Source organism: Pantoea sp. ARC270, assembly GCF_003236725.1.
Classification (GTDB): Bacteria; Pseudomonadota; Gammaproteobacteria; order Enterobacterales; family Enterobacteriaceae; genus Pantoea; species Pantoea anthophila.
The window spans coordinates 12,695-39,687 of the sequence record NZ_PUGA01000005.1 but is presented as its reverse complement, the minus strand read 5'-3'; the positions used below and the strand labels follow the sequence as shown (position 1 = coordinate 39,687).

23 protein-coding genes are annotated in these 26,993 nt (G+C 58.1%); 13 read left to right on the top strand and 10 right to left on the bottom strand.

Annotation, left to right across the window (positions count from 1 at the left end; translation table 11 throughout):
* The first annotated feature begins 2 nt into the window (after positions 1-2).
* The 4 genes from pabB (at position 3) to CKF42_RS03620 (ending at position 5,274) form a co-directional block, all read left to right on the top strand.
* Positions 3-1,382, top strand: coding sequence for an aminodeoxychorismate synthase component 1 (pabB, locus tag CKF42_RS03635; RefSeq protein WP_046101947.1), 1,380 nt, complete (start codon positions 3-5; stop codon positions 1,380-1,382).
* Positions 1,366-1,929: a CoA pyrophosphatase gene (locus CKF42_RS03630; RefSeq protein WP_058957300.1), complete on the top strand. Its 564-nt coding sequence runs from the start codon at positions 1,366-1,368 to the stop codon at positions 1,927-1,929. Before pabB ends, CKF42_RS03630 begins: the two co-directional genes overlap by 17 nt.
* A 187-nt stretch (positions 1,930-2,116) precedes the next feature.
* The gene (locus tag CKF42_RS03625; protein WP_046101949.1) at positions 2,117-3,481 is read left to right on the top strand and encodes an L-serine ammonia-lyase; all 1,365 of its coding nucleotides are present in this window, start codon (positions 2,117-2,119) and stop codon (positions 3,479-3,481) included.
* A gap of 224 nt (positions 3,482-3,705) precedes the next feature.
* The gene (locus tag CKF42_RS03620; protein ID WP_058957301.1) at positions 3,706-5,274 is read left to right on the top strand and encodes an EAL domain-containing protein; all 1,569 of its coding nucleotides are present in this window, start codon (positions 3,706-3,708) and stop codon (positions 5,272-5,274) included.
* Positions 5,275-5,404: 130 nt separating this feature from the next.
* Here CKF42_RS03620 and CKF42_RS03615 read toward each other — a convergent pair whose 3' ends face one another.
* A complete protein-coding gene (locus CKF42_RS03615; RefSeq protein WP_046101951.1) occupies positions 5,405-6,985 on the bottom strand; it encodes a TerC family protein in 1,581 nt (526 codons plus the stop codon).
* A gap of 504 nt (positions 6,986-7,489) precedes the next feature.
* Between CKF42_RS03615 and manX the strand changes: the two genes are divergently transcribed.
* From manX to CKF42_RS03595, 4 genes are all read left to right on the top strand, one after another.
* On the top strand, positions 7,490-8,452 hold the full coding sequence (manX, locus tag CKF42_RS03610; RefSeq protein WP_111207566.1) for a PTS mannose transporter subunit IIAB: 963 nt from the start codon (positions 7,490-7,492) through the stop codon (positions 8,450-8,452).
* Positions 8,453-8,518: 66 nt separating this feature from the next.
* Positions 8,519-9,319, top strand: a complete 801-nt coding sequence (locus CKF42_RS03605; protein WP_009089820.1) for a PTS mannose/fructose/sorbose transporter subunit IIC — start codon at positions 8,519-8,521, stop codon at positions 9,317-9,319.
* Positions 9,320-9,334: 15 nt separating this feature from the next.
* Positions 9,335-10,180: a PTS mannose transporter subunit IID gene (locus tag CKF42_RS03600; protein ID WP_009089819.1), complete on the top strand. Its 846-nt coding sequence runs from the start codon at positions 9,335-9,337 to the stop codon at positions 10,178-10,180.
* Between the two features lie 92 nt (positions 10,181-10,272).
* Complete coding sequence (locus tag CKF42_RS03595; RefSeq protein WP_009089817.1) at positions 10,273-10,731, top strand: DUF986 family protein; 459 nt, start codon at positions 10,273-10,275, stop codon at positions 10,729-10,731.
* On the opposite strand, the gene rlmA is transcribed toward CKF42_RS03595, so the two are convergent.
* The 4 genes from rlmA to CKF42_RS03570 form a co-directional block, all read right to left on the bottom strand.
* The gene (gene rlmA, locus CKF42_RS03590) at positions 10,728-11,537 is read right to left on the bottom strand and encodes a 23S rRNA (guanine(745)-N(1))-methyltransferase (protein WP_111207565.1); all 810 of its coding nucleotides are present in this window, start codon (positions 11,535-11,537) and stop codon (positions 10,728-10,730) included. The two genes, CKF42_RS03595 and rlmA, sit on opposite strands and share 4 nt — an antisense overlap.
* Before the next feature lie 137 nt (positions 11,538-11,674).
* Positions 11,675-11,884: a transcription antiterminator/RNA stability regulator CspE gene (gene cspE, locus CKF42_RS03585; protein ID WP_003852684.1), complete on the bottom strand. Its 210-nt coding sequence runs from the start codon at positions 11,882-11,884 to the stop codon at positions 11,675-11,677.
* Between the two features lie 643 nt (positions 11,885-12,527).
* On the bottom strand, positions 12,528-13,538 hold the full coding sequence (locus tag CKF42_RS03575) for an MBL fold metallo-hydrolase (RefSeq protein ID WP_111207564.1): 1,011 nt from the start codon (positions 13,536-13,538) through the stop codon (positions 12,528-12,530).
* An 18-nt stretch (positions 13,539-13,556) separates the two neighbouring features.
* A complete protein-coding gene (locus tag CKF42_RS03570) occupies positions 13,557-13,829 on the bottom strand; it encodes a YebO family protein (protein ID WP_111207563.1) in 273 nt (90 codons plus the stop codon).
* 212 nt (positions 13,830-14,041) lie between these two features.
* Here CKF42_RS03570 and CKF42_RS03565 point away from each other — a divergent pair, with 212 nt between their 5' ends.
* Entirely contained in the window at positions 14,042-14,278 is a 237-nt protein-coding gene (locus CKF42_RS03565) for a YobH family protein (RefSeq protein WP_009089809.1), read from the top strand.
* A gap of 30 nt (positions 14,279-14,308) precedes the next feature.
* Here the strand turns inward: CKF42_RS03565 and kdgR are convergent, their stop codons facing one another.
* Complete coding sequence (gene kdgR, locus CKF42_RS03560) at positions 14,309-15,100, bottom strand: DNA-binding transcriptional regulator KdgR (RefSeq protein ID WP_111207562.1); 792 nt, start codon at positions 15,098-15,100, stop codon at positions 14,309-14,311.
* 183 nt (positions 15,101-15,283) lie between these two features.
* On the opposite strand from kdgR, the gene CKF42_RS03555 reads away from it, so the two are divergent.
* Entirely contained in the window at positions 15,284-16,654 is a 1,371-nt protein-coding gene (locus CKF42_RS03555; protein WP_058957305.1) for an MFS transporter, read from the top strand.
* Between the two features lie 53 nt (positions 16,655-16,707).
* Here the strand turns inward: CKF42_RS03555 and htpX are convergent, their stop codons facing one another.
* The 4 genes from htpX to CKF42_RS03535 all read right to left on the bottom strand — a co-directional run bounded on the left by htpX (position 16,708) and on the right by CKF42_RS03535 (position 21,194).
* On the bottom strand, positions 16,708-17,592 hold the full coding sequence (gene htpX, locus CKF42_RS03550) for a protease HtpX (RefSeq protein ID WP_111207561.1): 885 nt from the start codon (positions 17,590-17,592) through the stop codon (positions 16,708-16,710).
* A gap of 244 nt (positions 17,593-17,836) precedes the next feature.
* Positions 17,837-19,876: a carboxy terminal-processing peptidase gene (prc, locus tag CKF42_RS03545; protein ID WP_009089803.1), complete on the bottom strand. Its 2,040-nt coding sequence runs from the start codon at positions 19,874-19,876 to the stop codon at positions 17,837-17,839.
* Between the two features lie 19 nt (positions 19,877-19,895).
* Positions 19,896-20,597, bottom strand: a complete 702-nt coding sequence (proQ, locus tag CKF42_RS03540; RefSeq protein ID WP_009089801.1) for an RNA chaperone ProQ — start codon at positions 20,595-20,597, stop codon at positions 19,896-19,898.
* Positions 20,598-20,693: 96 nt separating this feature from the next.
* Complete coding sequence (locus CKF42_RS03535) at positions 20,694-21,194, bottom strand: GAF domain-containing protein (RefSeq protein ID WP_009089799.1); 501 nt, start codon at positions 21,192-21,194, stop codon at positions 20,694-20,696.
* A gap of 214 nt (positions 21,195-21,408) precedes the next feature.
* Between CKF42_RS03535 and yebS the strand changes: the two genes are divergently transcribed.
* The 3 genes from yebS to rsmF all read left to right on the top strand — a co-directional run bounded on the left by yebS (position 21,409) and on the right by rsmF (position 26,992).
* Positions 21,409-22,653: a membrane integrity lipid transport subunit YebS gene (gene yebS, locus CKF42_RS03530; RefSeq protein ID WP_009089797.1), complete on the top strand. Its 1,245-nt coding sequence runs from the start codon at positions 21,409-21,411 to the stop codon at positions 22,651-22,653.
* On the top strand, positions 22,622-25,255 hold the full coding sequence (locus tag CKF42_RS03525; RefSeq protein ID WP_009089795.1) for a PqiB family protein: 2,634 nt from the start codon (positions 22,622-22,624) through the stop codon (positions 25,253-25,255). Before yebS ends, CKF42_RS03525 begins: the two co-directional genes overlap by 32 nt.
* 303 nt (positions 25,256-25,558) lie before the next feature.
* Positions 25,559-26,992: a 16S rRNA (cytosine(1407)-C(5))-methyltransferase RsmF gene (gene rsmF / locus CKF42_RS03520; RefSeq protein ID WP_111207560.1), complete on the top strand. Its 1,434-nt coding sequence runs from the start codon at positions 25,559-25,561 to the stop codon at positions 26,990-26,992.
* Position 26,993: the final 1 nt, after the last annotated feature.

The window sequence follows — 26,993 nt, the reverse complement described above, 5'->3', positions numbered from 1 at the left end:
CGATGATTGTTGAAACCCTCACGCTTGATTATACCCCGGATGCGCTGACCCGGCGTTTTGCCCCCATTGCTCATCTGCCCTGGGCGATGCTGCTCTCCTCCGCCCAGGCCAGCCACAGCGATAACCGCTTTGATATTCTGACGGCTAATCCCCGCGCCACCCTGGTGACCCGCGGGGCGATCACCTCAATCAGCGATCGCAGCGGCACCCGTGAATCGGCCGCCGACCCTCTGCTGCTGGTGCAGCAGCAGTGCGATGCGCTGGGCGTGACGCCTGCCGCCAGTGAGACGCTGCCGTTTCAGGGCGGCGCGCTGGGTCTGTTTGGCTACGACCTGGGCCGCCGGTTTGAAACGCTGCCCGCCAGGGCCGAGGCGGACCTCATCACGCCCGATATGGCCGTAGGGATCTATGACTGGGCGCTGATTGCCGATCACCATCAGCAGACCCTGACCCTGGTGGCGCTGGAGGCGGCGCAGGCGCGGCTCGCCTGGCTGACACAGTGGCCCGCGCGTGAGGCGCTGCCCTTTTCACTGACCAGCGGCTGGCGTTCTAATCTGAGCTACGCCGACTATGCCGCCCGCTTCGCGGCGGTTCAGGACTATATCCAGGCCGGAGACTGCTACCAGGTTAATCTGGCACAGCGTTTCCAGGCGGCTTATCAGGGAGATGAGTGGCAGGCGTTCTGTCAGCTGAATGACGCTAACCGTGCGCCGTTCAGCGCTTTTCTTCGCCTGCCGGAGAGTGCCATCCTCAGCCTGTCGCCGGAGCGTTTCCTCTCGCTGAATAACCGGCAGATCGAAACCCGCCCGATTAAGGGAACCCGGCCACGCTGCGCGGACCCGATAGCGGATGCGCAGCAGGCGGAGGCGCTGCGCCATGCGGAGAAAGATCGGGCCGAGAACCTGATGATCGTCGACTTACTGCGCAATGACATTGGCCGCGTGGCGCAGCCCGGCTCCGTTACCGTGCCGGCACTGTTTGAGGTGGAACCCTTCCCCGCCGTGCATCATCTGGTGAGTACGGTTCGTGCGCGGCTGCCCGACCCTCTGCAGGCCACCGACCTGCTGCGGGCCTGTTTTCCGGGAGGCTCGATTACCGGCGCGCCCAAGATCCGGGCCATGGAGATCATCGATGAGCTGGAGCCCCAGCGGCGCAACGCCTGGTGCGGCAGCATTGGCTATCTCAGCCTCTGTGGACGGATGGATAGCAGCATCACCATTCGCACCCTGATTGCTGAGGGCCAGCAGCTCTACTGTGCAGCCGGTGGCGGCCTGGTGGCAGACAGCGATCCGCACGCGGAATATCAGGAGACGCTGGACAAAGTGAGCCGGATCTTACCGGCACTGGAACAATCGGGAGGTTCAGTTGGCTCTGACGCTTGAGACTTTTCGCTGCCGTTTTCTGTTGCAGCAGCCGGCGCGCACGACGCAGCGCCTCTCTGGCCGGCACGCGGCAGTCCTCGTGCCCATCGTGGCGCGGCCTGAGCCGGGCCTGTTGCTGACGCAGCGCTCGCACGCCCTGCGCAAACATGCCGGACAGGTCGCCTTTCCCGGCGGAATGCAGGATGACGACGACGCTTCGCTGATCGCCACAGCACTCCGCGAGGCCCATGAAGAAGTGGGCATCGAACCGCAGCAGGTCGAGATACTCGGTTCGCTGCCTGCGGTGACCAGCAGTACCGGTTTTCAGGTGACGCCGGTGCTGGGGATTATTCCGGCCAATCTGCGTTTAACCCTCAACCCGGATGAGGTGCACAGCGCCTTTGAGATGCCGCTGGCTGAGGCGTTACAGCTCAGCCGCTACAGTTCGCTGGAGGTTCACCGGGCCGGTGTCCGGCACCCGGTCTGGCTGTCACGCTATCAGGATTATCTGGTGTGGGGGATGACCGCCGGAATTATCCGCGCACTGAGCACGCAGATCGCTTTCTGACCCCCTTTTTCCCGCACCATTCTCCCGGAAGCCCGTCAACTCCCTGCCGGGCCCCGCTATAATATTTTCTATCGGTTTTGATAAGTTTATTTCATGCGAAAAGCTGCTCTTTTCCGGTGCATGACCATTACTATTAGCGCCATAAACTGCCCCGGCAGAGTGAGAATAATTGTGAGGAGTGTCACCTGTGATTAGTGTTTTCGACATGTTCAAAGTGGGCATCGGCCCCTCGAGTTCGCATACTGTCGGCCCGATGAAAGCGGGTAAACAGTTTGTGGACTTGCTGTGCGAACAGGGAAAGCTGCAGGAGGTCACCCGGATCGCTGTGGATGTCTACGGTTCCCTGTCGCTGACCGGCAAGGGTCACCACACCGACATCGCCATCATTATGGGTCTGGCGGGCGAATCGCCGGACACCGTCGATATTGATGCGATCCCCGCCTTTATCAAAGACGTTGAGCAGCGTGAGCGACTGCTGGTGGCGAAAGGGGCACACGAAGTCGACTTCCCGCGCGAAGGCGGCATGGTATTTCGCAGTGAGAATCTCTCGCTGCATGAAAATGGCCTGCGCCTGCTGGCCTTTGCCGGCGACCTGCTGATCCTGTCAAAAACCTACTATTCCGTGGGTGGCGGGTTCATTGTTGATGAAGAGCATTTCGGCCAGTCGGCGCTGGATGAGGTCTCGGTTCCGTGGCCATTCCACTCTGCCAAAGATCTGCTGGCGCACTGCCGTGAAACCGGCCTGTCACTCTCCGGTCTGGTGATGAAAAATGAGCTGGCGCTGCACAGCCGCGACGAGATCCATGCCTACTTCGCTACGATCTGGCAGACGATGCAGGCCTGTATCGATCGCGGTCTGAATACCGAGGGCGTCCTGCCCGGTCCTCTGCGTGTGCCACGCCGCGCCGCGTCGCTGCGTCGCCTGCTCACCTCCTCAACCAAACACTCCAGCGACCCGATGATTGTGATCGACTGGATCAATATGTTTGCGCTGGCCGTCAATGAAGAGAACGCGGCGGGCGGCCGGGTGGTGACCGCCCCGACGAACGGTGCCTGCGGTATCGTGCCTGCGGTGCTCGCCTACTATGATCACTTTATCGAACCCGTAACGCCCGATATCTTCCTGCGATATTTTCTCGCCTCGGGGGCGATTGGCGTGCTCTATAAGATGAACGCGTCCATCTCGGGCGCAGAAGTGGGCTGCCAGGGTGAAGTCGGCGTTGCCTGCTCCATGGCGGCGGCCGGGCTGGCAGAGCTACTGGGCGGCAGCCCGGAGCAGGTCTGCGTAGCGGCTGAGATCGGCATGGAGCATAACCTGGGTCTGACCTGTGACCCGGTCGCCGGACAGGTGCAGGTGCCCTGCATTGAGCGTAATGCTATCGCCTCTGTCAAAGCGATTAACGCCGCGCGTATGGCCCTGCGCCGCACCAGTGAGCCGCGCGTCTCTCTGGATAAGGTTATCGAGACGATGTATGAAACCGGCAAGGACATGAATGCCAAGTATCGTGAAACCTCCCGCGGCGGTCTGGCCATTAAAGTACAGTGTGATTAAGCGAAACGTATAAACGTTCAAATAACGTGCAAACGTAATCAAATCCGCATCCTGCGCTATCTCAGCGCAGGTTTACACGGTAGAGTATTTTCCGCGCAGCCGTCCGGCCTGAGCAGCTATCCAGACCCGCTTTTCTGCATTCCGGCCTCAATATTAATGGGGCCGTGCCGATATTAACCCCGATATTTTTTGCTTTTTTCTGGCTTTAGGGAAGGTGGATACTGATGTATATGGCCCAGCAATTTGTTGGACAATTCAGACGAAAGCGTTTGCTTATTGCACTGTCAATCGCCACCGTAGTGCTGATACTCACGCTGGCCTTTCGCTATATCGAAGAGAAGTCACGTATTGAGCAGCAGGCAATGGATTTTGCCGACAAAGCGATTATGCGCTTTGACCGGATGTTCTCGCCGCTGGAGGTATCCGCCAATAACACGCTGGGTCTGGTCGGCGTCCCCTGTCAGGACGTTCGCTTTCCGCTGATTGAAAAAATCTCTTCCCTGCAGACCGTCCGGGCGATTCTGCTGGTGGATAACGACAGCATCTACTGCTCCAGTATTTACGGGCCTCGCGCCATCCCCTTCAGCCAGACCTACCCCGATTTAGCTTTTAACAACCAGCGCATGACCCTGTCCACCGACCAATACCTGCTGAAAGGCTCGCCGGTTCTGCTGCTGTGGACCCCCAGAAGCCTCGATAACCGCGCCGGGATTCTGCAGGTGATTAACATCGAGATGATGAGCAACTATGTGCTCGAACCGCAGCTGCCCTGGGTGGAACGTGCCGTGTTCAACGTTAACGGCCAGAGTCTGGAGTATGGTAATCCCCTTATTGAGCCGACCGTACCCTCGGAAGATGAGGTGAGCTATGAGCAGGGCTCGCTGCGTTACCCCTTTACTCTGACGCTCTATGGTCCCTCACCGACCCGACTGGCGCTGGCAACCCTGCCCTCACAACTGCCGCTGGCGCTGCTGCTCAGTCTGCTGATGGGCTACATTGTCTGGCTGGCGACCGCAAACCGGATGAGCCTGAGCTGGCAAATCAGTTATGGCATCACGGCTAATGAGTTTATGGTCTACTGTCAGCCGCTAATCAACAGCAGCAGCGGCGAGTGCGACGGCATTGAGCTGCTGCTGCGCTGGCATAACCCCCGCCAGGGCTGGATTGCACCGGATGTGTTCATCCCGCTGGCCGAACGTCAGAACCTGATTAAGCCGCTGACCCGCTTTGTGCTGAATGAGGTGGTCAGGCAGTTACCCCAGCTACCGGATGACCGCGACTTCCATATCGCTATCAATGTCGCTGCCAGCCATTTCCGGGACCGTGCCATCCTGCAGGATCTGCAGAACCTCTGGTGGCCCGCTAATCCGGTGCCGAAACTGGTGGTCGAGCTGACCGAGCGGGATGCCCTGCCGGTGGTCGATCAGTCGGTGATTGCGCAACTGCACGAGATCGGCGTGCGGCTGGCGATTGACGACTTCGGCACCGGTCACAGCTCACTCTCCTATCTGAAGGATTTGCAGCCTGACGTGCTGAAGATCGACAAGATATTTACGGCGGCCATCGGCACGGACGCGATCAACGCGACGGTGACGGATATGGTGATTTCCCTGGCGCAGCGCCTGAACATCAGCCTGGTGGCCGAGGGAGTAGAAACGGCTGAGCAGGCCGCCTACCTGTGCGAACGCGGGGTGGATCATCTGCAGGGCTACTATTTCGCCCGCCCGATGCCGCTGGAGGACTTTCCGGCCTGGCTGACGCAGCACCGGCTGGAGGTGCGGCAGCCCTCATAACCGGACGCGTCGGAAGCGATGTGCCCTGGCGCTTTGCCGCCACCGATAAAAAAAACAGCCGCGGCGGTCAGGCAGCGGCTGTCGGAGAGAGTCAGCGCGGCCTCAGTAACGGACCGCGCATCGAAAAGCGTTACGCCTCTTCATCCTCATCGTGTGGCTTATCTTTGGTAACGCGCACCAGATCGATACGGTAGTCGGTCGCTTCGATAATCTGAAAGTGCAGCGGGCTGATATCGATCACGTCGCCCGGAAGCGGCAACTGCCCTTTCTGCGCAATCAGCAGACCCGCCAGCGAGGCGTGATCTTCGGTCGGATCGACCAGTTCATGGAAGTCGAGCAGCTGCTGCAGCGAGTGCAGATCGGTGCCGCCCTTCACTAACCAGCCATCCCCATCAGCCACGATCTCCGGCGTTTCATCTTCATCCGGGAATTCACCCGCAATCGCTTCCAGCACGTCCAGCGGCGTAATCAGCCCCTGCACGACGCCAAACTCATTGGTGACGATGACGAAGCTGCCACGTGCACGACGCAGCACGCCAAGCAGGTTAATCGGGTCCAGCGTTTCAGGCACCACGATGGTAGGCGTATTCGCTGCAAACGTCGCCACATCCACGCCATGCTCCAGCGCCACCAGCAGCTCTTTCGCCCGCACCACACCGATAATTTCATCCAGCTCGCCCCGGCAGACCGGGAAGAGGCTGTGAGGCGTATCCAGCAGCTGATCGCGAATCTCATCCAGCGGACGGTTCGCATCGACCCAGGAGATCTCGCCGCGCGGCGTCATGATGCTGCGGATGGAGCGGGACGCCAGCGTCAGTACGCCATTAATCATGAAGCGCTCTTCATCTTTAAAGGCTTCCTGCGGCATCGCCTCGGCCAGCGCAGACTCTTCGCTGCTGCCTGCATTGCTGCTGCTCGCCGTCTGCGCGCGGTTGCGACCGCCCATCAGGCGCAGAATCGCCTCTGCGGTGCGCTCACGCATCGGCCGGTTTGACTGATGGCGGATAAAGTTCCGGCGCGCAATCTGGTTGAACAGCTCAATCAGGATTGAGAAGCCAATCGCCGCATAGAGGTAGCCTTTCGGAATATGGAAACCAAAGCCTTCTGCCACCAGCGACAGACCGATCATCAGCAGGAAGCTCAGGCAGAGCACCACCACCGTCGGATGCGCGTTAACGAAGTTGGTTAATGGCTTGGACGCCAGCAGCATCACACCCATCGCAATCACCACGGCGGTCATCATTACCGGCAGGTGGTTCACCATACCCACGGCGGTGATAACGGCATCCAGTGAGAAGACCGCGTCCAGTACCACAATCTGTGTCACCACGGCCCAGAAACTGGCATAACCGCGGTTCCCGCCGCCCTCGAGCTGACGGTTCTCCAGCCTTTCGTGCAGCTCCATGGTCGCTTTGAACAGCAGGAACAGGCCCCCGGCCAGCAGGATTAAATCACGACCGGCAAAGCTGAAACCGCCGACGCTGAAGAGCGGCGTGGTGAGCGTAACCATCCAGGAGATCAGCGAGAGCAGACCCAGACGCATCACCAGCGCCAGCGACAGGCCGATCAGGCGCGCTTTATCACGCTGCTTCGGCGGCAGTTTGTCGGCCAGAATGGCAATAAACACCAGGTTGTCGATGCCCAGGACGATTTCCAGTACGACAAGCGTCAGTAAACCCGCCCAGATTGAGGGGTCGAATAAAAATTCCATTATTTATGACTCCTGAACAGGGAAAAGAGTAAGCCGGTGTCTGTCGGCGCAGCGAGGCGTGACATCCGGGTCGTCGGGAAAACAGAGAAAACGCCGTCAGGCGAAAGGTGACGCGCCAGCAGGCGCAAAGAACAGATTAAGCGACGTCGGTGACGATCCATAAAGGTGGGCTGAAGCCCGACACTCCTGAGTAATAAACAGAAGGCTAATGTATCAGGTCGGTAAATGGCGTCAAAAAATTTTCTTATTTTTACAATCTGCAATGAGGTTGATCGTATGCATAAAACGATTCACTCGTTCTGCCGTGGGGTAAATAACTGACCAATGTCACAAAATTTATTTTTTCGATCACTAAAATAAATCGCGACCTAACCGCCTTAACGGTGTGAACCGATGATTTCTGGCGCTCAGCCAGTCATCGCCAGCACCCTGTTAAAAATAACCGAAACGATTCTGACAGGGCCATTTACTCAGATGAGCTTCTTTAGTGAACGGAGGTAGCACGTGACCATTGCGATTGTAATTGGTACTCACGGCTGGGCAGCGGAACAACTGCTTAAAACGGCAGAAATGCTGTTAGGTGAGCAGGAGAACGTCGGCTGGATAGACTTTGTGCCGGGTGAAAATGCAGAAACACTGATCGAAAAATATGAAACGCAGCTGGCAAAACTGGATACGACGCAGGGGGTACTCTTTTTAGTCGATACCTGGGGTGGCAGTCCGTTTAATGCGGCCAGCCGTATCGTGGTGGATAAACCGCAGTATGAGGTCATCGCCGGTGTCAATATCCCGATGCTGGTCGAAACGCTGATGGCGCGCGATGACAACCCGACGCTCGACGAGCTGGTGGCGGTGGCGGTTGAGACCGGCCGTGAAGGCGTTAAAGCGCTGAAAGCCAAAGAGGAGGCACCCGCGCCCGCCGCCGTGAAACCGGCTGCGCCCGCGCAACCGGCTAAGCCGATGGCTCCCGGCGACCATATGAAGATCGGGCTGGCACGTATCGATGATCGCCTGATCCACGGCCAGGTCGCGACGCGCTGGACCAAAGAGACAAACGTTCAGCGCATTATTGTGGTCAGCGATGAGGTGGCAAAGGATCACGTCCGCAAAACCCTGCTGACGCAGGTCGCGCCGCCCGGCGTGACGGCGCATGTGGTCGATGTCGATAAGATGGTTCGGGTGTGGAATAACCCAAAGTATGGTCAGGATCGGGTGATGCTGCTGTTTACCAACCCCACCGACGTTCTGCGCGTGGTGGAACAGGGTGTCGATATCAGGACCGTCAACATCGGCGGGATGGCGTTCCGTCAGGGAAAAACCCAGGTCAACAATGCGGTTTCGGTGGATGAAAAAGATATCGCCGCCTTCCGCAAACTGAATGAACGCAATATTGAACTGGAAGTGCGTAAGGTTTCCAGCGATCAGAAACTGAAAATGATGGATCTGATTGCGAAAGTAAACGCGTAACAGAAGAGCTGCTGCGCCTGCGTTTCCGGGCCCATTTTCGCTATCCTGCTGAGGACAAGAAGTATGATGGAAATAACCTCGCTACAAATTATTCTGATTTTTATTGTTGCCTGTATTGCCGGCATGGGGTCGATTCTGGATGAGTTCCAGTTTCACCGTCCGCTGGTGGCCTGTACCCTGATTGGTATCGTGCTGGGAGATATGAAAACCGGCATTATCATCGGCGGGACGCTGGAGATGATTGCGCTGGGCTGGATGAACATCGGTGCCGCCGTGGCCCCCGATGCTGCTCTCGCCTCCATCATCTCCACCATTCTGGTTATCGCAGGCGGTCAGAGTGTGGGAGCCGGTATCGCGCTGGCCATCCCGCTGGCCGCAGCCGGACAGGTGCTGACCATCATCGTGCGAACCCTGACCGTCGCCTTCCAGCATGCCGCGGACAAAGCCGCAGAGAAAGGCAACCTCACCGCTATCTCCTGGATCCATGTCTCTGCCCTGCTGCTGCAGGCGATGCGTATCGCTATTCCGGCGCTGATTGTGGCGATCTCCGTCGGCACCAGTGCGGTTCACGCCCTGCTCAGTTCAATCCCTGAAGTGGTCACCAATGGTCTGAATATCGCGGGCGGCATGATTGTGGTGGTCGGTTACGCGATGGTCATCAACATGATGCGCGCGGGCTACCTGATGCCCTTCTTCTATCTCGGCTTTGTCACCGCGGCCTTTACCAACTTTAACCTGGTGGCGCTGGGGGTCATTGGCGTGGTGATGGCGGTGCTCTACATTCAGCTCAGCCCGAAATACAACCGTGTAGCGGGGGCCCCTTCCGGCCCGGCGACCGCGAACGATCTTGATAACGAACTCGATTAAGGAACAGGTGATCACATGGTTGATATTACGAAAGTCGAAAAGAAACTGACACCCGGTGACGTCCGCGCTGTCTTTATGCGCTCGAACCTGTTTCAGGGATCGTGGAACTTTGAACGTATGCAGGCGCTGGGCTTCTGCTTCTCAATGGTGCCGGTGATCCGCCGTCTCTATCCGGAGAATAATGATGAGCGCAGGCAGGCAATCAAGCGCCATCTGGAGTTCTTCAATACCCACCCTTATGTGGCCGCGCCGGTGCTCGGCGTTACCATGGCGATGGAGGAGCAGCGTGCCAACGGCGCGCCTATCGACGACGGTGCCATCAACGGCCTGAAAGTCGGTCTGATGGGCCCGCTGGCCGGTGTCGGCGACCCGATCTTCTGGGGCACCGTGCGTCCGGTGTTTGCCGCGCTGGGTGCCGGCATCGCGATGAGCGGCAGCCTGCTGGGCCCCTTGCTGTTCTTTGTGCTGTTTAACCTGGCGCGCCTGCTGACCCGCTACTACGGCGTGGCGTATGGCTATCGCAAAGGGATCGATATCGTCAGCGATATGGGCGGCGGATTCCTGCAGAAACTCACGGAGGGCGCCTCAATTCTGGGCCTGTTTGTGATGGGCGCGCTGGTAAACAAGTGGACGCACGTCAACATCCCGCTGGTGGTGTCGCGTATCACCGACTCCACCGGTAAGACCACCGTCACCACGGTGCAGTCGATCCTCGATCAGCTGATGCCAGGCATCGTGCCGCTGCTGCTGACCTTCGGCTGTATGTGGCTGTTGCGCCGTAAGGTCAACGCGCTGTGGATTATCGTCGGCTTCTTTGCCATCGGTATTTTTGGTTACTGGATCGGCCTGCTCGGTCTGTAATCTCACCCGGCCGGGCGCGCTGGCGCCCGGCTTTTAAGCGTAGTGAGCTGAGCCACAACCGGCTGAGCTCACCCCGTTTGAGGCCAGATGTTATGTCATTAACTGATGCGCTGATCGCGCTCTGCATTGCCGCCCTGCTGCTGTTTGCCCTTTATGACGAGGTGATTCTGCCGCGTCGACGCGGGCCTGTCCGCTTGCGGGTCGCCCTGCAGCGACGGCACAAAATCGACAGCCTGATTTTCATCGGGCTGCTGCTGATTCTGCTGGGAAACAACATCAGCCATCACGGCCCGCAGCTCACCACCACCCTGCTGATGGTGCTGAGCTTTCTGGCGTTCTGGCTTTTCTGGCTGCGCAGGCCCACGCTACTGATGAAGGCCGAAGGGTTATTTTATGCCGGTGTCTGGATTGATTACCGGCGGATTCAGGGCATGAATCTCTCTGAGGATGGCATTCTGGTCATTCAGCTGGAGCAGCGCCGGCTGCTGATTGCGGTGCAGCAGCTCGACGATCTGGAGCGCATCTATAACACGCTGGTTGAGGCGCGCTAGTCGCGCTGCCACTGCGTCAGGGTAAAGTCGGCATCACAACTGAACGACTCGCTCTGCTGCAGCGTCTCCCAGACCGCCTCCCGCGCCCGCCACGCAAAAGGCGTCATCTGCAGCAGGGTCGTTGCGGCCCCGCCCGTCAGCGCCATCGGATAACGCAGCGTATGCTGCGCCACCTGACGGAAGCCCGGGTAGGTTTTCTGCTCTGGCGCATGCAGCTGCACGTCACGATAGATCAGGGCTTTGAACTGCTGCAGATGATGCGGTCCCGGCGTTACCGTCAGTACCGTGCCGCCGGGCTTCAGGACGCGGGCCAGTTCCGCTTCATTGCAGGGCGCGTAAATCCGCACCACGGCATCCAGCGAGCCATCGGCAAAAGGCAGACGCTGGCTGGAGGCTACGCAGAACCGCACCGCGGGATAACGCTTAGCGGCGAGGCGGATAGCCATTCTGGCCACATCCAGGCCATACACCTGTCCGCCTTCCCCTGCCGCCTCTGCCAGCGCAGCGGTGTAGTAGCCTTCGCCACAGCCGATATCCAGAATCTGGCTCTCCGGCAGGTTCAGCACCGGTTGCAGCAGCGCGACGACCTGCTCACGCAGCGGCTGATAGTAGCCCGCCTGCAGGAATTCCCGTCGAGCCTGCATCATCTCTGCACTGTCACCTGGCTCGCGCGACCGTTTATGCTGAACGGGCAGCAGATTGACATACCCCTCTTTCGCCTGATCAAACTGATGGCGATTCTCGCAGGACCAGCTGCGGGCATGGAAAGTCAGAGGAGAGTGGCAAAGCGGGCAAATCAACGACATAGGGGACTCCGGCATCAGATAACGCGGCGCAGTGTAACCTTATCGTTTACGCATCGGAAGCATAAAGAAAGCCCCGGCCGACCGGCCAGGGCTTTGAGAATCCATATCAGGGTGCGATGCACCGAGGCGGAGTCGAATCAGATAGCAGTGACGTTAACAGCTGCCGGGCCTTTCTGGCCATCCTGAATTTCGAACTCAACGCTCTGGCCTTCAGCCAGGGTTTTGAAACCATTGCCCTGGATGGCAGAGAAGTGTACGAACACATCTTTGCTGCCGTCTGCAGGGGTGATAAAACCAAAACCTTTAGACTCGTTGAACCACTTAACCTGACCTTTAATCTTTGCCATTTTGCAAATTCCTTTAGATGTTTATTTAGCCCGAAGGCTGTCTTACAGAAAAACCAGAGACGTTACTGCATGAGGCACTAATTAAGGTTCGGCAAGGAAGCGGTATTCAACGTCAACGTCTTTACTCGTACTTCTTCACTGAAGATGCCATGCATAAACAGAACTGTACCTCGTTTAACCCACGAATTGTTATCACATATCCTAAAAACAATGGCAAGCCATTTTTAAAGTCTCAGACAGGCAGCACGCACAATTGCCAGAAGGCTCACACAGCCTGTTCTGTCGCGGCGCTAAAACCCGGCATAAATATAATGAACCCGCAGGTTCATTTCCTCCGGATGCCTTCTCGTCCGGGCTAACTCAATGGATACCATAAGAAATTAATATTTCACAAATATGGCAGTAAGCGAATTGATAAGCGAAGCGACAGGAAAGCGAAGCAGCAATAACCTGACGTTAATCCTGTACGACACTTTTTATTTGGTACAGGTATCTTCTCTCCTGCACCAAAAACAGGAAACGGCCCTGAGCTCTGCTCCAAATAAAAGCAGCCGCGCGAATCCGGCTTATTAAAAATTTAACCATTAATGTGATAAAAAATGATTTCTGTTAAAAAAAGCCGGTTTAACGGGCTCCTCCGGCTTTAGGATAATTCCTGGGGTGGATTATTCAGGCTGCGGCTTTCCCCTATTCGCCATGGCGCGAAGCTGCCCTGCTCCTCCTCTGCCCGCCGCAGTGCCGCAGCCAGTTCCTGCGGAGGCGCATCCAGTGCCTCATCAGCCAGTTCAAATACGCCCCAGTGGATAGGCAGCGTCAGCGGTCTGCCTGCCGCCTGCCAGAGTGCCACGGCCTGATCGGGGTCCATATGCTGGCCTGCCATGAACCATTTCGGTGCATAGGCGCCAATCGGTAAGGCTGTCACGCTGAAGGGGCCAAGGCGGGCGGGGATCGCCAGCAGGCTGTCGCTGTAGCCACTGTCACCGGAGAACCAGAAGCGCACGGAGGATGATCGTACGACCCAGCCGCACCAGAGCGAACGGTTGCGATCGCGGGGCGACCGCATACTCCAGTGACGCGCCGGAACCGCATCAAAACAGAGATCGCCCACCCTGACCTGCTGCCACCAGTCAGCCTGATGTACCTGCTGCACTCCCCGGGCGCGGCACCACGCCGCCAGGCCCAGCGGTACAACAAAGGTGGCCTGCGGGAAACGCCGGACGATCGCTTTGACCGTCGGCCGATCCAGATGGTCGTAATGATTGTGAGAAATCAGCACGACATCCAGATGCGGCAGGTCGGCAATGCTGAGCGGCGCGGGGGTTTTGCGCTGCGGTCCGGCAAAAGAGAACGGCGAGGCGCGGGATGAGAGGGCGGGATCGATCAGAATGTAACGCTGATTGAGCCGCAACAGCACGGCGGCATGGCCCAGCCACCAGAGGCGATCGTCACTGCCGCTGAGATCGGCGGGTTGCCACCACTCTTCAACAAAAGCGTCATAGCCCTGTTGCGGTGGCATCGGAAGGCCCTGCGCTTTTCGCTCCCGACGCCAGCGCCGGAGATCGCCAGGCTGACGCTCTTCCGGCTCTGGATTACGGAAGCCCTCTGGCGTATGGTGCGCTTTGCTGCTGTCATACCACGGATTCTTCCCGCTCATCCCGCCTCTCTGTTCTGATTAACGTTCCGGGATTAACCGGATAAAGTCGCGCTTCTCCCGCTCATCCTCGGGTTTTTTACTCTCCGCGCCGGGCTGCAGCTCAATCAGACGACGCAGCAGCTGATTCTGTTTTTTCTGCTCTTCCAGCAGCGATTCCAGCAAATGGATCTGCTCACCGGCTCGTACGCTGGCACGATTAACAAAGAACCAGGCGATAAACGCCACAATCAAAATGATGACCAGCAGGCCATAGCTGACCAAGGGGCCCGGATTTGCGGCTAACTCATTCATAACTGCCTCATAAAACAAAGTGAAAACGCCAGAACATGACAACCGCGTATTCTACCTGTCGCCATCACAAAAGATAATGGGGTTAACGGCAAAGCAGAATTTGCCGTTTCAGTTATCTCTGATCGATTCCCGCCGAAAAGCCAGGCATGCTGCTATCATTCTGACCGGCAGCACCAGGTGGAGCGCTGAGTTACCTTTCACAAGGAGATACAATGAAACTGTTTATTCGCATGGTAGGCTTGCTGGCGGTGATCTGGCTGGCGATGCTCTTTACCGGTTATGGCGTGTTAACCGGCAGCACTAAGAATGCAGCGGGACTTGGCCTGCAGTGCAGCTATCTTACCGCACGCGGTGTGATTAACGCCCAGTATCTGCACACGGACAGCGGCGTGGTCGGCGTAACCGATTGTCCGCTGCTGAAGAAAAGCGGAGAAGTGATCGATAACTGATGAAAGCGCGGGCCGCATGGCCCGCGCTGTTCAGAAAGGATAGGTGTGAAAGCCCATTTCCGAGGAAATCGTACGCGCCGCCCGCTGCAGCATCTCCACATAATCCTGACGCGCCTCTTCTGAAAAACGGATCGTGGGGAAAGAGAGGCTGAGGCCGGCAATCACCACCCCGAAGCGATCAAAGACCGGCACCGCGAGGCAGCGTAACCCCTCCTCCTGCTCTTCATTATCTTCGCCATAACCCTGCGCCTTCACCTCGTCCAGCGCCGCCAGCAGGGCGTCCGCGCTCGTCAGCGTATTCGGCGTGCTGCGTCTGAACTCTACGTGCCGCAGAATCTCTTCCGTTTCCTCGCGGTCGCGCCAGGCGAGCAGCACCTTGCCAATCGCGGTGGAATAGAGCGGATTGCGGCGACCAATGCGCGAATACATGCGCAGGTTATAGAGCGAGTCGATTTTATGGATATAGACAATGCTCTCCTCTTCCAGCGCGCCCAGATGCACGGTCTCACGGGTCAGACGCGACAGCTCCCGCATCTGCAGATCCGCGCTGCGGATCAAATCGACATTCTGCAGCGCCTTCGCCCCCAGCTCGAACAGTTTGAGCGTCAGGGAGTACTTTTCGCTCTCACCTTCCTGGGTGACATAGCCCAGCGTTTTCATGGTTTGCAGAAAACGGTAGACCGTGCTTTTTGACATCATCACGCGCTGCGCCAGCTCAGTGATGCTGTGGTCACGCTCTTCACCCAGCGCCTGCAAAATGCCAAACACTTTCAGCACGGAGGAGACGGAATCGGGCTGTTTGCCATTTTCAGCAGAGGACATCGCGCACCTTGTTCAATCAGTTACAAAAATAAGACAGAACGCCAGTATAGAGTGCCGCAGCGGAAAGCGGCAATGGTTTCACCCCGGTGTCGCCGGTCACGCGATCTTTTTCACCTCCGGACGCTGCAATTTCGCGTCAACTTCATTAGCATGATGATATTCACCCTCTTTAGTAATTAACCTATGACACTCTCCCCTCCTCAGGATGGTTTACCCGGCGCTCAGCGCTATATGGCGATTATCACCATCGCGCTCGGACTCACGATGGCGGTATTAGATGGCGCGATCGCCAACGTGGCGCTGCCCACCATCTCACGTGAACTGAACGCCAGCCCGGCGCAGTCCATCTGGATAGTGAACGCCTATCAGATTGCGATTATCGTCTCGCTGCTGTCGCTCTCCTTCCTCGGTGACATGCTGGGCTATCGTCGCGTGTACCAGACAGGTCTGGCGCTGTTTATTGTGACGTCGGTCTTCTGCGCCTTCTCCACCTCACTCACCATGCTGACCTGCGCCCGCGTTCTGCAGGGGCTGGGCGGCGCGGCGCTGATGAGCGTCAATACCGCCCTGATACGCATTATCTATCCGCAGCGCTATCTGGGGCGCGGTATGGCCATCAACTCGCTGGTGGTGGCGGTTTCGACGGCGGCGGGCCCGACGGTGGCGGCCGCCATTCTGTCGGTGGCGAGCTGGAAATGGCTGTTTCTGATTAACGTCCCGCTGGGTGCCGTGGCACTCTGGCTGGCGCTGCGGACGCTGCCCGATAATCCGCAGAAAGCCACTACGCAGAAATTTGATGTGCCCAGCGCCATCATGAACGCCCTGTTCTTTGGGCTGATCATCTCCGCATTGAGCGGTTTCGCGCAGGGTCAGAGTCACCTGCTGGTGCTGTCAGAAGTGATCGGACTGCTGGTTGTCGGGTGGTTCTTCATCCGTCGCCAGCTCGCGATGACGGTGCCGCTGTTACCGGTTGACCTGCTGCGTATCCCGATTTTCAGCCTGTCGATGGGGACGTCGGTCTGTTCGTTCTGCGCGCAGATGCTCGCCATGGTGTCGCTGCCCTTCTTTCTGCAAAACGTCCTGCAGCGTGATGAGGTGGCCACCGGTTTACTCCTGACGCCCTGGCCGCTGGCCACCATGGTGTTTGCGCCGATTGCCGGCCGGCTGATTGGGCGGGTGCACGCCGGGCTGCTGGGGGGCATCGGTCTGGCGATGTTCGCGCTGGGGCTGTTTCTGCTTGCCTGGCTACCGGCGAATCCCGGCGACGGCGATATCATCTGGCGCATGATGCTGTGCGGTGCCGGTTTCGGGCTGTTTCAGTCGCCCAACAACCATACCATTGTCACCTCAGCGCCCCGCCATCGCAGCGGCGGTGCCAGCGGCATGCTGGGTACCGCGCGTCTGCTGGGTCAGAGTGCGGGAGCCGCGCTGGTTGCGCTGATGTTTAATCTGTTTGATGAGCAAGGCACGCACGCCTCGCTACTGCTGGCGGGCAGTTTTGCCGCCGTGGCGGCGCTGGTCAGCGTGTCACGGATGACGCAGAACCGCGCCTGAGGGCCGAAAAAGAAAAGGCGACCCGGGGGTCGCCTTTTTTATGCCGCTCAGGGCTATTTCAGATACTGGCCGCTGCGCAGGGCTTCAATACGCTTGTCCAGCGGGGGATGCGACATAAACAGCTCGCTGAACGACTTGCCTTTGCCGTTGATGCAGAACGCCATCATGCTGCTCGGCTCCTGCGGTTCGTAGCTGGTTTTCAGACGCTGCAGCGCCGCAATCATCTTCTCACGGCCGACCAGCTTCGCTGAACCGGCATCGGCGTGGAACTCGCGGTGACGGGAGAACCACATGGTGATGATGCTGGCAAGAATACCAAACACCAGCTCCAGCACCATCGACACCGCAAAATAGACCAGCGGGTTGCCATTGCTGCTCTCTTCGCCATCATCACGGTTGCCGGACATGAAACCCGCCGCGATCTGCGCCAGAATACGGGACACGAAAATCACGAAGGTGTTCACCACACCCTGAATCAGGGTCATGGTGATCATGTCGCCGTTCGCGATGTGCGACACTTCGTGCGCCAGGACCGCTTCAGCCTCATCGCGGCTCATGTTCTGCAGCAGACCGGTTGAAACCGCTACCAGCGAGGCGTTACGACGTGCACCCGTGGCAAAGGCGTTGATGTCAGGCGCGTGATAGATCGCGACCTGTGGCATCGCAATGCCCGCCTGTTGAGCCTGACGGCCGATCGTCTCTATCAGCCAGCGCTCCGTTTCATTGCGCGGCTGTTCAATCACTTCACCACCCACCGATCGCAGTGCCATCCACTTCGACATCAGCAGTGAAACAAACGCACCGCCGAAGCCAAACAGGCCTGCCATGATCATCAGGCCCTGGACACTGCTTGACTGGATCCCTGTCAGGCTGAGAATCAGCCCGAATACCAACATCACAGCCAGGTTGGTCATCAGGAAAAGAGCAATACGCATCATAATCGTTAATCTTCCTCAGTAGTTCACGCGCCTATACGCGGATAGATATCCTATGTGCATTGGGCCGCTTTTCAAGCGACCTTAACGTTTAAGTGCCTAAAAAGACATAACTTTACATTTTGTCACGCCTGCTGCGCCGACCGTCACGCTGGCACGATTACAGCGGCTAATGATTACGGCGGAATGGCACTCCCGCAGGCAAAAAAAAGCACCGCCTGGCGGTGCTTTTTCTCATAGCCGCGGGTTATTTCGCCGCGGGCGCTTCCGGCTGGGATTTCTCCAGCTGCGCCAGATCGTTCGCAATCTTCACCGTCTCATCGAGGTAAGGATCGGGCTCTTTATAATCTTTCGGCAGCTCGTCCAGGTTTTTCAGCGGTTTTTTGCCTTCGGCCTGATAACGCGCGTTGATACGCTCCAGACGTAACGCATCATCTTCGTGATTCTCTTTCTCGCGCTGAGCGAGGTTGAGCGACACAATGTTGCGTTTATCTTTCAGGGCATTGAAACGCGCAATGTCCTTCATGATGTACTGGAACTCACGATCCTGGGCAATACGTTCAGCGTGCTGCTTCGTCAGCTGCGCCACCAGCGGTTTGACGTCGCCGGTTTTGACGTAGGTCGCCGCTTTGATGCTGTCCCACGGCAGTGCGTTATCTTCGAACTTCTCACCGGTTTCAGCCGCTTCCACCCCGGTTGGCATCAGCAGATCGGGCGTGACGCCTTTACGCTGAGTACTGCCACCGTTAATCCGGTAGAACTTCTGAATGGTATAGGAAACGGAGCCTAACGCCGGCCACTCCGGACGCAGCATCTGATCGTAGATGCGGTTCAGAGAGCGATACTGCTGCACGGTGCCCTTCCCGAAGGTCGGCTCGCCGACGATCACTGCACGCCCGTAATCCTGCATCGCCGCAGCGAAGATCTCAGAGGCGGAGGCGCTGAAGCGGTCAACCAGCACCACCAGCGGTCCTTTGTAGTAGACCACGCCGTCGTTGTCGCTGTCTTCACGCACCCGACCATTGTTGTCGCGCACCTGAACAACCGGACCACTCGGAATAAACAGACCGGAGAGCGATACCGCTTCGGTCAGCGCTCCGCCGCCGTTGGTCCGCAGATCGATCACGACGCTGTCAACGTTCTGCTTCTGCAGCTTCTGCAGCTGAACCTTCACGTCATCGGTGAGACCGACATAGAAACCAGGAATGTCGAGCACGCCCACTTTCTGTTTACCGACATTCTTGATGCTCATTTTGACGGCGCGATCTTCCAGACGGATTTTCTCACGCGTCAGCGTCACGGTGCGGGTTTTGGTGCCCTTACCGGCTGGCAGGATCTCAAGGCGCACTTTGCTGCCTTTCGGTCCTTTGATTTTCGCCACCACGTCATCCAGACGCCAGCCAATCACATCTTCCATCGGCTTGCCGGGCTGACCGACGCCGACGATGCGATCGCCCACCGTGATGGATTTACTTTTCGCTGCCGGTCCACCCGCAACCATCGAGTTGATGACGGTGTAGTCGTCATCCATCTGCAGCACGGCACCGATCCCTTCCAGAGACAGGCTCATCTCGGTGTTGAACTGCTCGGTGTTACGTGGCGACAGGTAGCTGGTGTGCGGATCGATTTCGCGGGCAAAGGCGTTCATCACCAGCTGGAAAACATCCTCACCGTTGCTCTGGGCGAGACGGCGAATCGCGAAGTTATAACGCTTGGTCAGAACGTCGCGAATCTCCTGGTCGGTTTTACCCGCCAGCTTCAGGCTCAGCTGGTCATATTTGACCTTGGCATCCCACAGAGCATTCAGCTCGGCTTCATCTTTCGGCCAGGGAGCCTTGCCGCGGTCAATGTCGATAGTGTCATTGCCGCTGAAGTTCATCGGACGCGCCAGCACCGTCAGCGCATACTGATAGCGCTCAAAACGGCGTTTCTGCGCCAGATTATAGAGATCGTAAAAGAGATCCAGCTTGCCACTGCGCAGCTCATCGCCGACGGTGGTTTTTTTGCTGGCAAACTGCGCCACATCCGACGCCAGCAGCACGTTATGGCTGTAGTCGAGCATGTTCAGATAGCGATCGAAAATCTTCGCTGAAAAGTTCTGATCCAGGTCGAACTGGCGGTAGTGGGAACGGGTGAAGCGTGAGGTGACACGCTCACTGACCGTCGGGTCCTGCGGGTCTTCGTGAAGCTGGGGGATCTGATCGGCGCGGGTGATATTCTCCGCGCCGAACGTTGGGCCTGCTAACAGCAGGCCCGCAATAAGTCCAACTTTGAAAAGGGTGTTCATGCCGGGGTTAGCCTCCGTTTCAGAACTGCAAGTGTTCTGCGCGCACAATCATTGCCATGCCGGAAGCGAGCTGGACCCGAACGCCGTCTTTCGATACTTCAAGAACGGTAGCGTCCATCGCACTTTTGCCTGCTTTAACTTTAATACTCTGGCCGGGTTGCAAAGTTGAGGTATCAGTGATGGGTCGGGCTTCCTGCTCCGGACGTGGGGCTGGTTTGCGATGCTGTGAGGCGGTCGCACGCGGTGCAGCAGTCTGCGGACGCGGTTTGCGTGCGGCGTCGCCCTCGGCAGGCTTACGTGCAGCAGGCTTGCGCGCGCGACGCGGTGCCGCACCCTCTTCGCTTTCACCCGCTTCACGACGGGCGGCACGCTGCTGATCGCGCTGTGCCTGAACACGCGCTTTCGCTTCTTCAAGCTGCTTACGCGCATGCTCGACATGCTGCTCATCCAGCACGCCACAGGCGTTACCGTCGAGATCGACACGGATAGCACCGGCTTTGATGCCGTAGAGATAACGCCAGCTCGACGTATAAAGACGCAGCGCGGAACGCAGCTGTGTTTTGCTCAGGCTCATTTCGCCCTGAACACGCTCGACCAGATCCTGAAAGATACCGATTTTGAGCGGACGCGCTTCACCTTCAGCGCTAAAGCAGTGCGGAAAGCGCTCCGCCAGAAAAGTGATGACTTCTTTACTGCTATTCAACTTAGGTTGATTTTCCATGAAATTTCCTGATTACAACGGGTTTGCCGACCAGCGCAGGCATGAACAGGCGACATTATAATGACAACATCGCTAAATGCCATGTGATCCAGTCGATTAGCTGCGCGTCAGCTGCAGATATTTTTCTAAGTCGCTGTTCGCAAGCACTTCACAAAGCCCATCAGTCAGTGTGACCAGCCCTGATTCGTCATCGCTGTCAAAACGATTGTAATCCACGCTGTCGATGTCCAGCACCCCAACCACAGTGCCATTCACTTTCAGAGGAATCACAATCTCAGCGTTGCTGGCAGCGTCGCAGGCGATGTGGCCCGGGAAGGCATGCACATCATCCACGCGTTGCACTTTCTCTTCTGCCAGCGCCGTGCCACACACACCTTTACCGACCGGAATGCGCACACAGGCGATTTTGCCCTGGAACGGGCCCAGCACCAGCGTATCGGCTTCCGTCAGCAGGTAGAAACCTGCCCAGTTCACGCCATCGAGACGTTCATACAGCAGCGCGCTAAAGTTTCCCATCGCGGCGAGAAACGCCGTTTCGCCCGCCAGCAGGGCTCGCATATCGCGATTTAGATCGGCGTAAAAGGCAGTTTTGTTCATTATTCAACCGTTACCAATGACATCTGAACGGGTTTATTGAGACCGTTCGTTAAAAATAAGTTTTAATTATCCAGAGCGACAAGGTGAATCATAGCGTTAGTTACTATAACCTTAGCATTCTGTGGATCGAAGCGTGATGCCCGAGACAGGCACACAGACAATGTCTTAATGACCGATATCTGTTACTTCTGACGAGCGAAAATTGCACCACCCTATGAAAATTCACGCTATCAGCCAGACATTGCCTCACGCACGTTATCAGCGTTGCCCGCAATGCGATACCCTTTTTTCCTTACCGGATGTGAAATCGCATCAGGCGGCCTACTGTCCGCGCTGCAACGCCCGGATAGTCAGCGGTCACGACTGGTCGATGACACGTCTAATGGCCATGGCCGCCACCATGATGGTGCTGATGCCGTTTGCATTTTCCCTGCCGCTGGTGGATATCCGTCTGCTGGGTATGCGCATCAATGCCAGCGTGCTGGAGGGCGTGATTCAGATGACGCAGCAGGGGGATGTCCTGACGGCGTCAATGGTAGCCTTCTGCACCCTGGGCGCGCCGATCACCCTGGTGGCCGGCATCTGCTATCTCGGTATCGGTCACCGGCTGGGCATGAACCTGCGGCCCGTGCTGCTGATGCTGGAGAAGCTGAAAGAGTGGGTGATGCTCGATATCTACCTGATCGGCATTGCCGTGGCGTCGATTAAGGTGCAGGACTATGCTTCGCTGGAGATTGGGTATGGGCTGGCGGCTTACATCGCCCTGACGGTGCTGAGCGTGCTGACGCTGATCCATCTCAATATGGAGCAGCTGTGGGAGCATTTCTACCCGCAGCAGCCCGGCAATATGGCGCGTGACGAGATGCAGGTCTGCCTGAACTGTCACCATACCGGCCTGCCGGACGAACGGGGGCGCTGCCCGCGCTGTCACACGCCGCTCGACTTCCGTCGCCGCCACAGCCTGCAAAAATCCTGGGCGGCGCTGATTGCCTCGATTGTGCTGCTGATCCCGGCGAACCTGCTGCCTATTTCCGTGGTGTACCTCAATGGATCACGGCGTGAAGACACCATCTTCTCGGGCATTCTGTCGCTGGGTGAAGGCAATGTGCCGGTCGCCGCGATTGTGTTTATCGCCAGTATTCTGGTGCCCTTTACCAAAGTGCTGGTGATGCTGACCCTGCTGCTCAGCATCCATTTCCGCTGTGAACAGGGGCTGCGCACCCGCATCCGGTTACTGCGGTTTGTCACCTGGGTTGGCCGCTGGTCAATGCTGGATCTGTTTGTCATTTCGTTAACCATGTCGCTGGTCAATCGCGATCAGCTGCTGGCTTTTACCATGGGACCGGCGGCGCTCTTTTTTGGCGCCGCCGTTATCCTGACCATTATGTCTGTTGAGTGGCTGGACAGCCGCCTGCTCTGGGATGCACATGCAACAGGAAACGCCGACTACACCGACTAACGCCACGCTGCGCAATAAGCGTAAAGTTTCGCCCTTCTGGCTGCTGCCGATTATTGCGATGCTGATCGCCTGCTGGCTGCTCTGGACCAACTACCAGGAGCGCGGCACCACCATCACCATCAATTTCCAGACGGCGGATGGGATTGTGCCGGGCCGTACCCCGATCCGTTATCAGGGTGTGGAAGTGGGCACCGTGCAGGGCATTAATCTCAGCGACGACTATCGCCGCATTCAGATCAAAGCCAGTATCAAGAGCGATATGCGCGACGCGCTGCGCGAAGACACCCAGTTCTGGCTGGTGACGCCGAAAGCCTCACTGGCTGGCGTGTCGGGACTGGATGCGCTGGTCGGCGGTAACTATATCGGGATGATGCCCGGCAAAGGTAAACCCAGCGAGGCCTTTACCGCGCTCGATACCCAGCCGAAATATCGGGTGAACACCGGCGAACTGCTGATCCATCTGCATGCCCCCGATCTCGGCTCGCTCAATACCGGTTCGCTGGTCTACTACCGCAAGATTCCGGTTGGCCGGGTCTATGACTACAACATCAACAGCAAATCCGACGGGGTGGCGATTGATGTGCTGATTGACCGCCGCTTCACCCATCTGGTGAAAACCAACAGTCGCTTCTGGAACGTCTCCGGCGTCAATGCTGACGTCAGCCTGAGCGGTGCCAAAGTGCAGCTGGAGAGCCTGGCGGCGCTGGTGAATGGCGCGATTGCCTTTGACTCCCCGGAAAATGCCGGAGAGGCCAAAGCGGAGCAGAACTACCGGCTCTACCCTGACCTGGCGCACAGTCAGCGCGGCGTGCTGATTACCCTGGATCTGCCCAACGGCAATAACCTTAAAGCGGGCAGCACGCCGCTGATCTATCAGGGACTGGAGGTCGGCACGCTGACTAAGCTCAACCTGCAGGATGGCGGCAAGGTGACCGGCGAGCTGACGATTGATCCGTCGGTGGTCGGTCTGATGCGCAGCGGCACCCGCATTGAGATGCACAGCCCGAAAATCAGCCTGACCGATACCAGCCTCAGTGCGCTGCTGACCGGTAACACGCTGGAACTGGTTCCCGGCGAAGGTGAGCCGCAGCAGCACTACACCGTGCTGGCGTCAAATGAGACGCTGCTGCAGAAACCCAACGTGCTGACGGTCAGGCTGAGTGCGCCGGAGAGCTACGGTATCGATCAGGGGCAGCCGCTGATGCTGCACGGCATGCAGATTGGTCAGGTGATGTCGCGCTCTCTGGATGAGAATGGCGTCAATTTCGTGGTCGCGGTGAATCCTGAGAATCGCAGCCTGGTGCACGGGGACAGCAAATTTATCGTCAACAGCCGGCTCGATGTGAAATTTGGTCTCGACGGAATGCAGGTGTTAGGTGCCAGCGCCCGTGAATGGGTCGATGGCGGCATCCGGCTGGAGCCGGGCAGGAAAGGCGAGCCGAAAACCGCCTATCCGCTGTTTGCCGATGCGGAAAAAGCGGAAGAAGGCATTACCGGTGATGGCCCCTCCACCACCCTGACGCTGACCGCCAACAGTCTGCCTGACGTGCAGGCGGGTTCGGTGGTGCTGTACCGCAAGTTTCAGGTCGGTGAGATTGTGAAAGTCACGCCGCGCGCTGACGCCTTTGATATCGCGGTGCACATTCAGCCGGAGTATCGCAAGCTGCTGACCAGCGAAAGCGTCTTCTGGGCCGAGGGCGGCGCCCGCGTCAGTCTTAACGGCAGCGGCCTGACAGTTCAGGCATCGCCGCTTAACCGGGCGCTGAAAGGTGCAATCAGCTTCGACAACATGACCGGTGCGAAGTCGGCCAAAGGGGTCAAGCGTGTGCTCTACCCGTCTGAAACCGCCGCCCGCGCGGTGGGCAGTCAGATTACCCTGCACACCTATGACGCCAGCAAGCTTTCAGCCGGGATGCCGATTCGTTACCTGGGCATCAATGTCGGCCAGGTGGAGTCGCTTTCGCTCAGTAAAGATAACAATCAGGTCGTCGCCAAAGCGGTGCTCTATCCCGAATATGTGGATGATTTTGCCCGCCTCGGCAGCCGTTTCTCGGTGGTCTCTCCAGAGATTTCCGCAACGGGGGTGAATCATCTGGAAACGCTGTTGCAGCCTTACGTAAACGTGGACCCGGGCAAAGGCGGTGCCGTGCGCACCTTTGAGCTGCAGGAGAGCACCATTACCGATTCGCGCTACCTGAATGGCCTGAATATTTACGTTGATGCCACCGAAGCCGGTTCCCTGTCGCTGGGCACCCCGGTGCTGTTCCGCGGCGTGGAAGTGGGCACCGTGACCGGCACGTCGCTGGGCAATATGGCGGATCGCGTGCAGATTGCCCTGCGTATCAGCAAGAAGTATCAGCATCTGGTGCGGAATAACTCGGTGTTCTGGCTGGCGTCCGGCTACAACCTCGACTTCGGTCTGATTGGCGGCGTGGTGAAAACCGGCACCTTCCAGCAGTTTATTCGCGGCGGCATCCAGTTTGCCACCCCGCCAACGGTGCCGCTGGCTCCGCAGGCGACGCCCGATAAACACTTCCTGCTGCAGGATGAAGCGCCGAAGGATTGGCGCAACTGGGGAACGGCAATTCCGTCTCCGCGCTAAGTCAGGTCAGGCGGGCAGTCTGATGCTGCCCGCATAGCTGCTTTGTACCGCAGGCTCAGGGAGCAAACGCCCTCCGCAAAGACGCAAAAACCGCCATCCCTGGCGGGCTCAGCGCGGACCATCCCTGGCCCGCTATGCTTTACTCCGGGCGTATGCTCCCATCGCTTCATCTTTCCGCGGGCTGTATGCCTGAGCAATCTCATCTGCGCAAAACCGCGCCAGACTTATTCCTCCTGAGACGGGCAACCTGGCTGCCCGTTTCCTTTCTGCATGGTACACTGCCGCCTTTGCCTTAACTGGAATGTGCCCGTGTCAGATGCTGCTTCGCTTTTCCCCGCCGATTTTCTCTCTTTAATGCGCCAGAGCCTGCCCGATGAGGCCAGCTTCGCGCAGTTCCTCGCCATCAGTCAGCAGCCGCTGCGCCGCACGCTGCGGGTGAATACCCTGAAGATCAGCGTGGCTGACTTCCTGCGTCTCACCGCTGACTATGAGTGGCAGCTTACGCCGGTGCCGTGGTGCGAAGAGGGATTCTGGATCAGCCGGGAAGATGAGAGCCTGCCACTGGGCAGCGTCGCGGAACACCTCAGCGGCCTGTTCTATATTCAGGAAGCCAGCTCCATGCTGCCGGTCACCGCCCTGTTCGACGCTCAGACCGCGGTCAGCGCCGTGATGGATATGGCGGCGGCACCGGGTTCAAAAACCACCCAGATTGCGGCCAGGATGGGCAATCAGGGTATCATTCTGGCCAATGAGTTCTCCTCCAGCCGGGTGAAAGTCCTGCACGCCAATATTACCCGCTGCGGCGTCACCAACAGTGCGCTGACACATTTCGACGCCCGGGTTTTCGGTCCTGCGCTGCCGGAACAGTTTGACGCCATCCTGCTTGACGCCCCCTGCTCAGGCGAAGGGGTGATGCGGAAAGATCCCGATGCCCTGAGAAACTGGTCGCTGGCCAGTACAGAAGAGATTGCCGCCACCCAGCGCGACCTGCTCGACAGCGCCTTCCATGCCCTTAAACCGGGCGGCACGCTGGTCTACTCGACCTGCACCCTGAATCAGATTGAGAATCAGCAGGTCATCGCCTGGCTGCTGCAGCGTTACCCCGACGCCGTGGAGATCCTGCCGCTCAACGAACTGTTTGCGGGGGCGGAGCTGGCCGCTACGCCAGAGGGCTATCTGCACGTTTTCCCGCAGATGTTCGACAGCGAAGGCTTTTTTGTGGCCCGGTTGCGCAAAACTGCGTCGGTCGACCCGCTGCCTGCACCGGACTATAAAGTCGGCAAGCTGCCCTTCTCGCACGTCAGCCGCAAGCTGGAGAGCGACATCATTCAGGCCGCCGCCGCCGTCTCACTCCGCTGGGACGATTCGCTGGTGCTGTGGCAGCGTGATAAAGAGATCTGGCTGTTCCCGGAGGCCGTCACCCCGCTGCTGGGCAGAGTGCGTTTCTCAAGAATTGGCCTGAAGCTGGCTGAAACCTTCGCGAAAGGCTATCGCTGGCAGCATGAGGCGGTCATCGCGCTGGCGCAACCGGATGCGAAGCACGCCTTCGAACTGACGGCAGCCGAGGCAGAAGAGTGGTATCGCGGGCGGGATATCTATCCGGAAAGCGAACCCGCCGGTAATGAGATGATTGTCACTTATCAGCAGCAGCCGCTGGGGCTGGCAAAGAAAGTCGGCAGCCGTATCAAGAACAGCTACCCCCGCGAGCTGGTGCGGGACGGGCGTCTGTTCCGCTGAA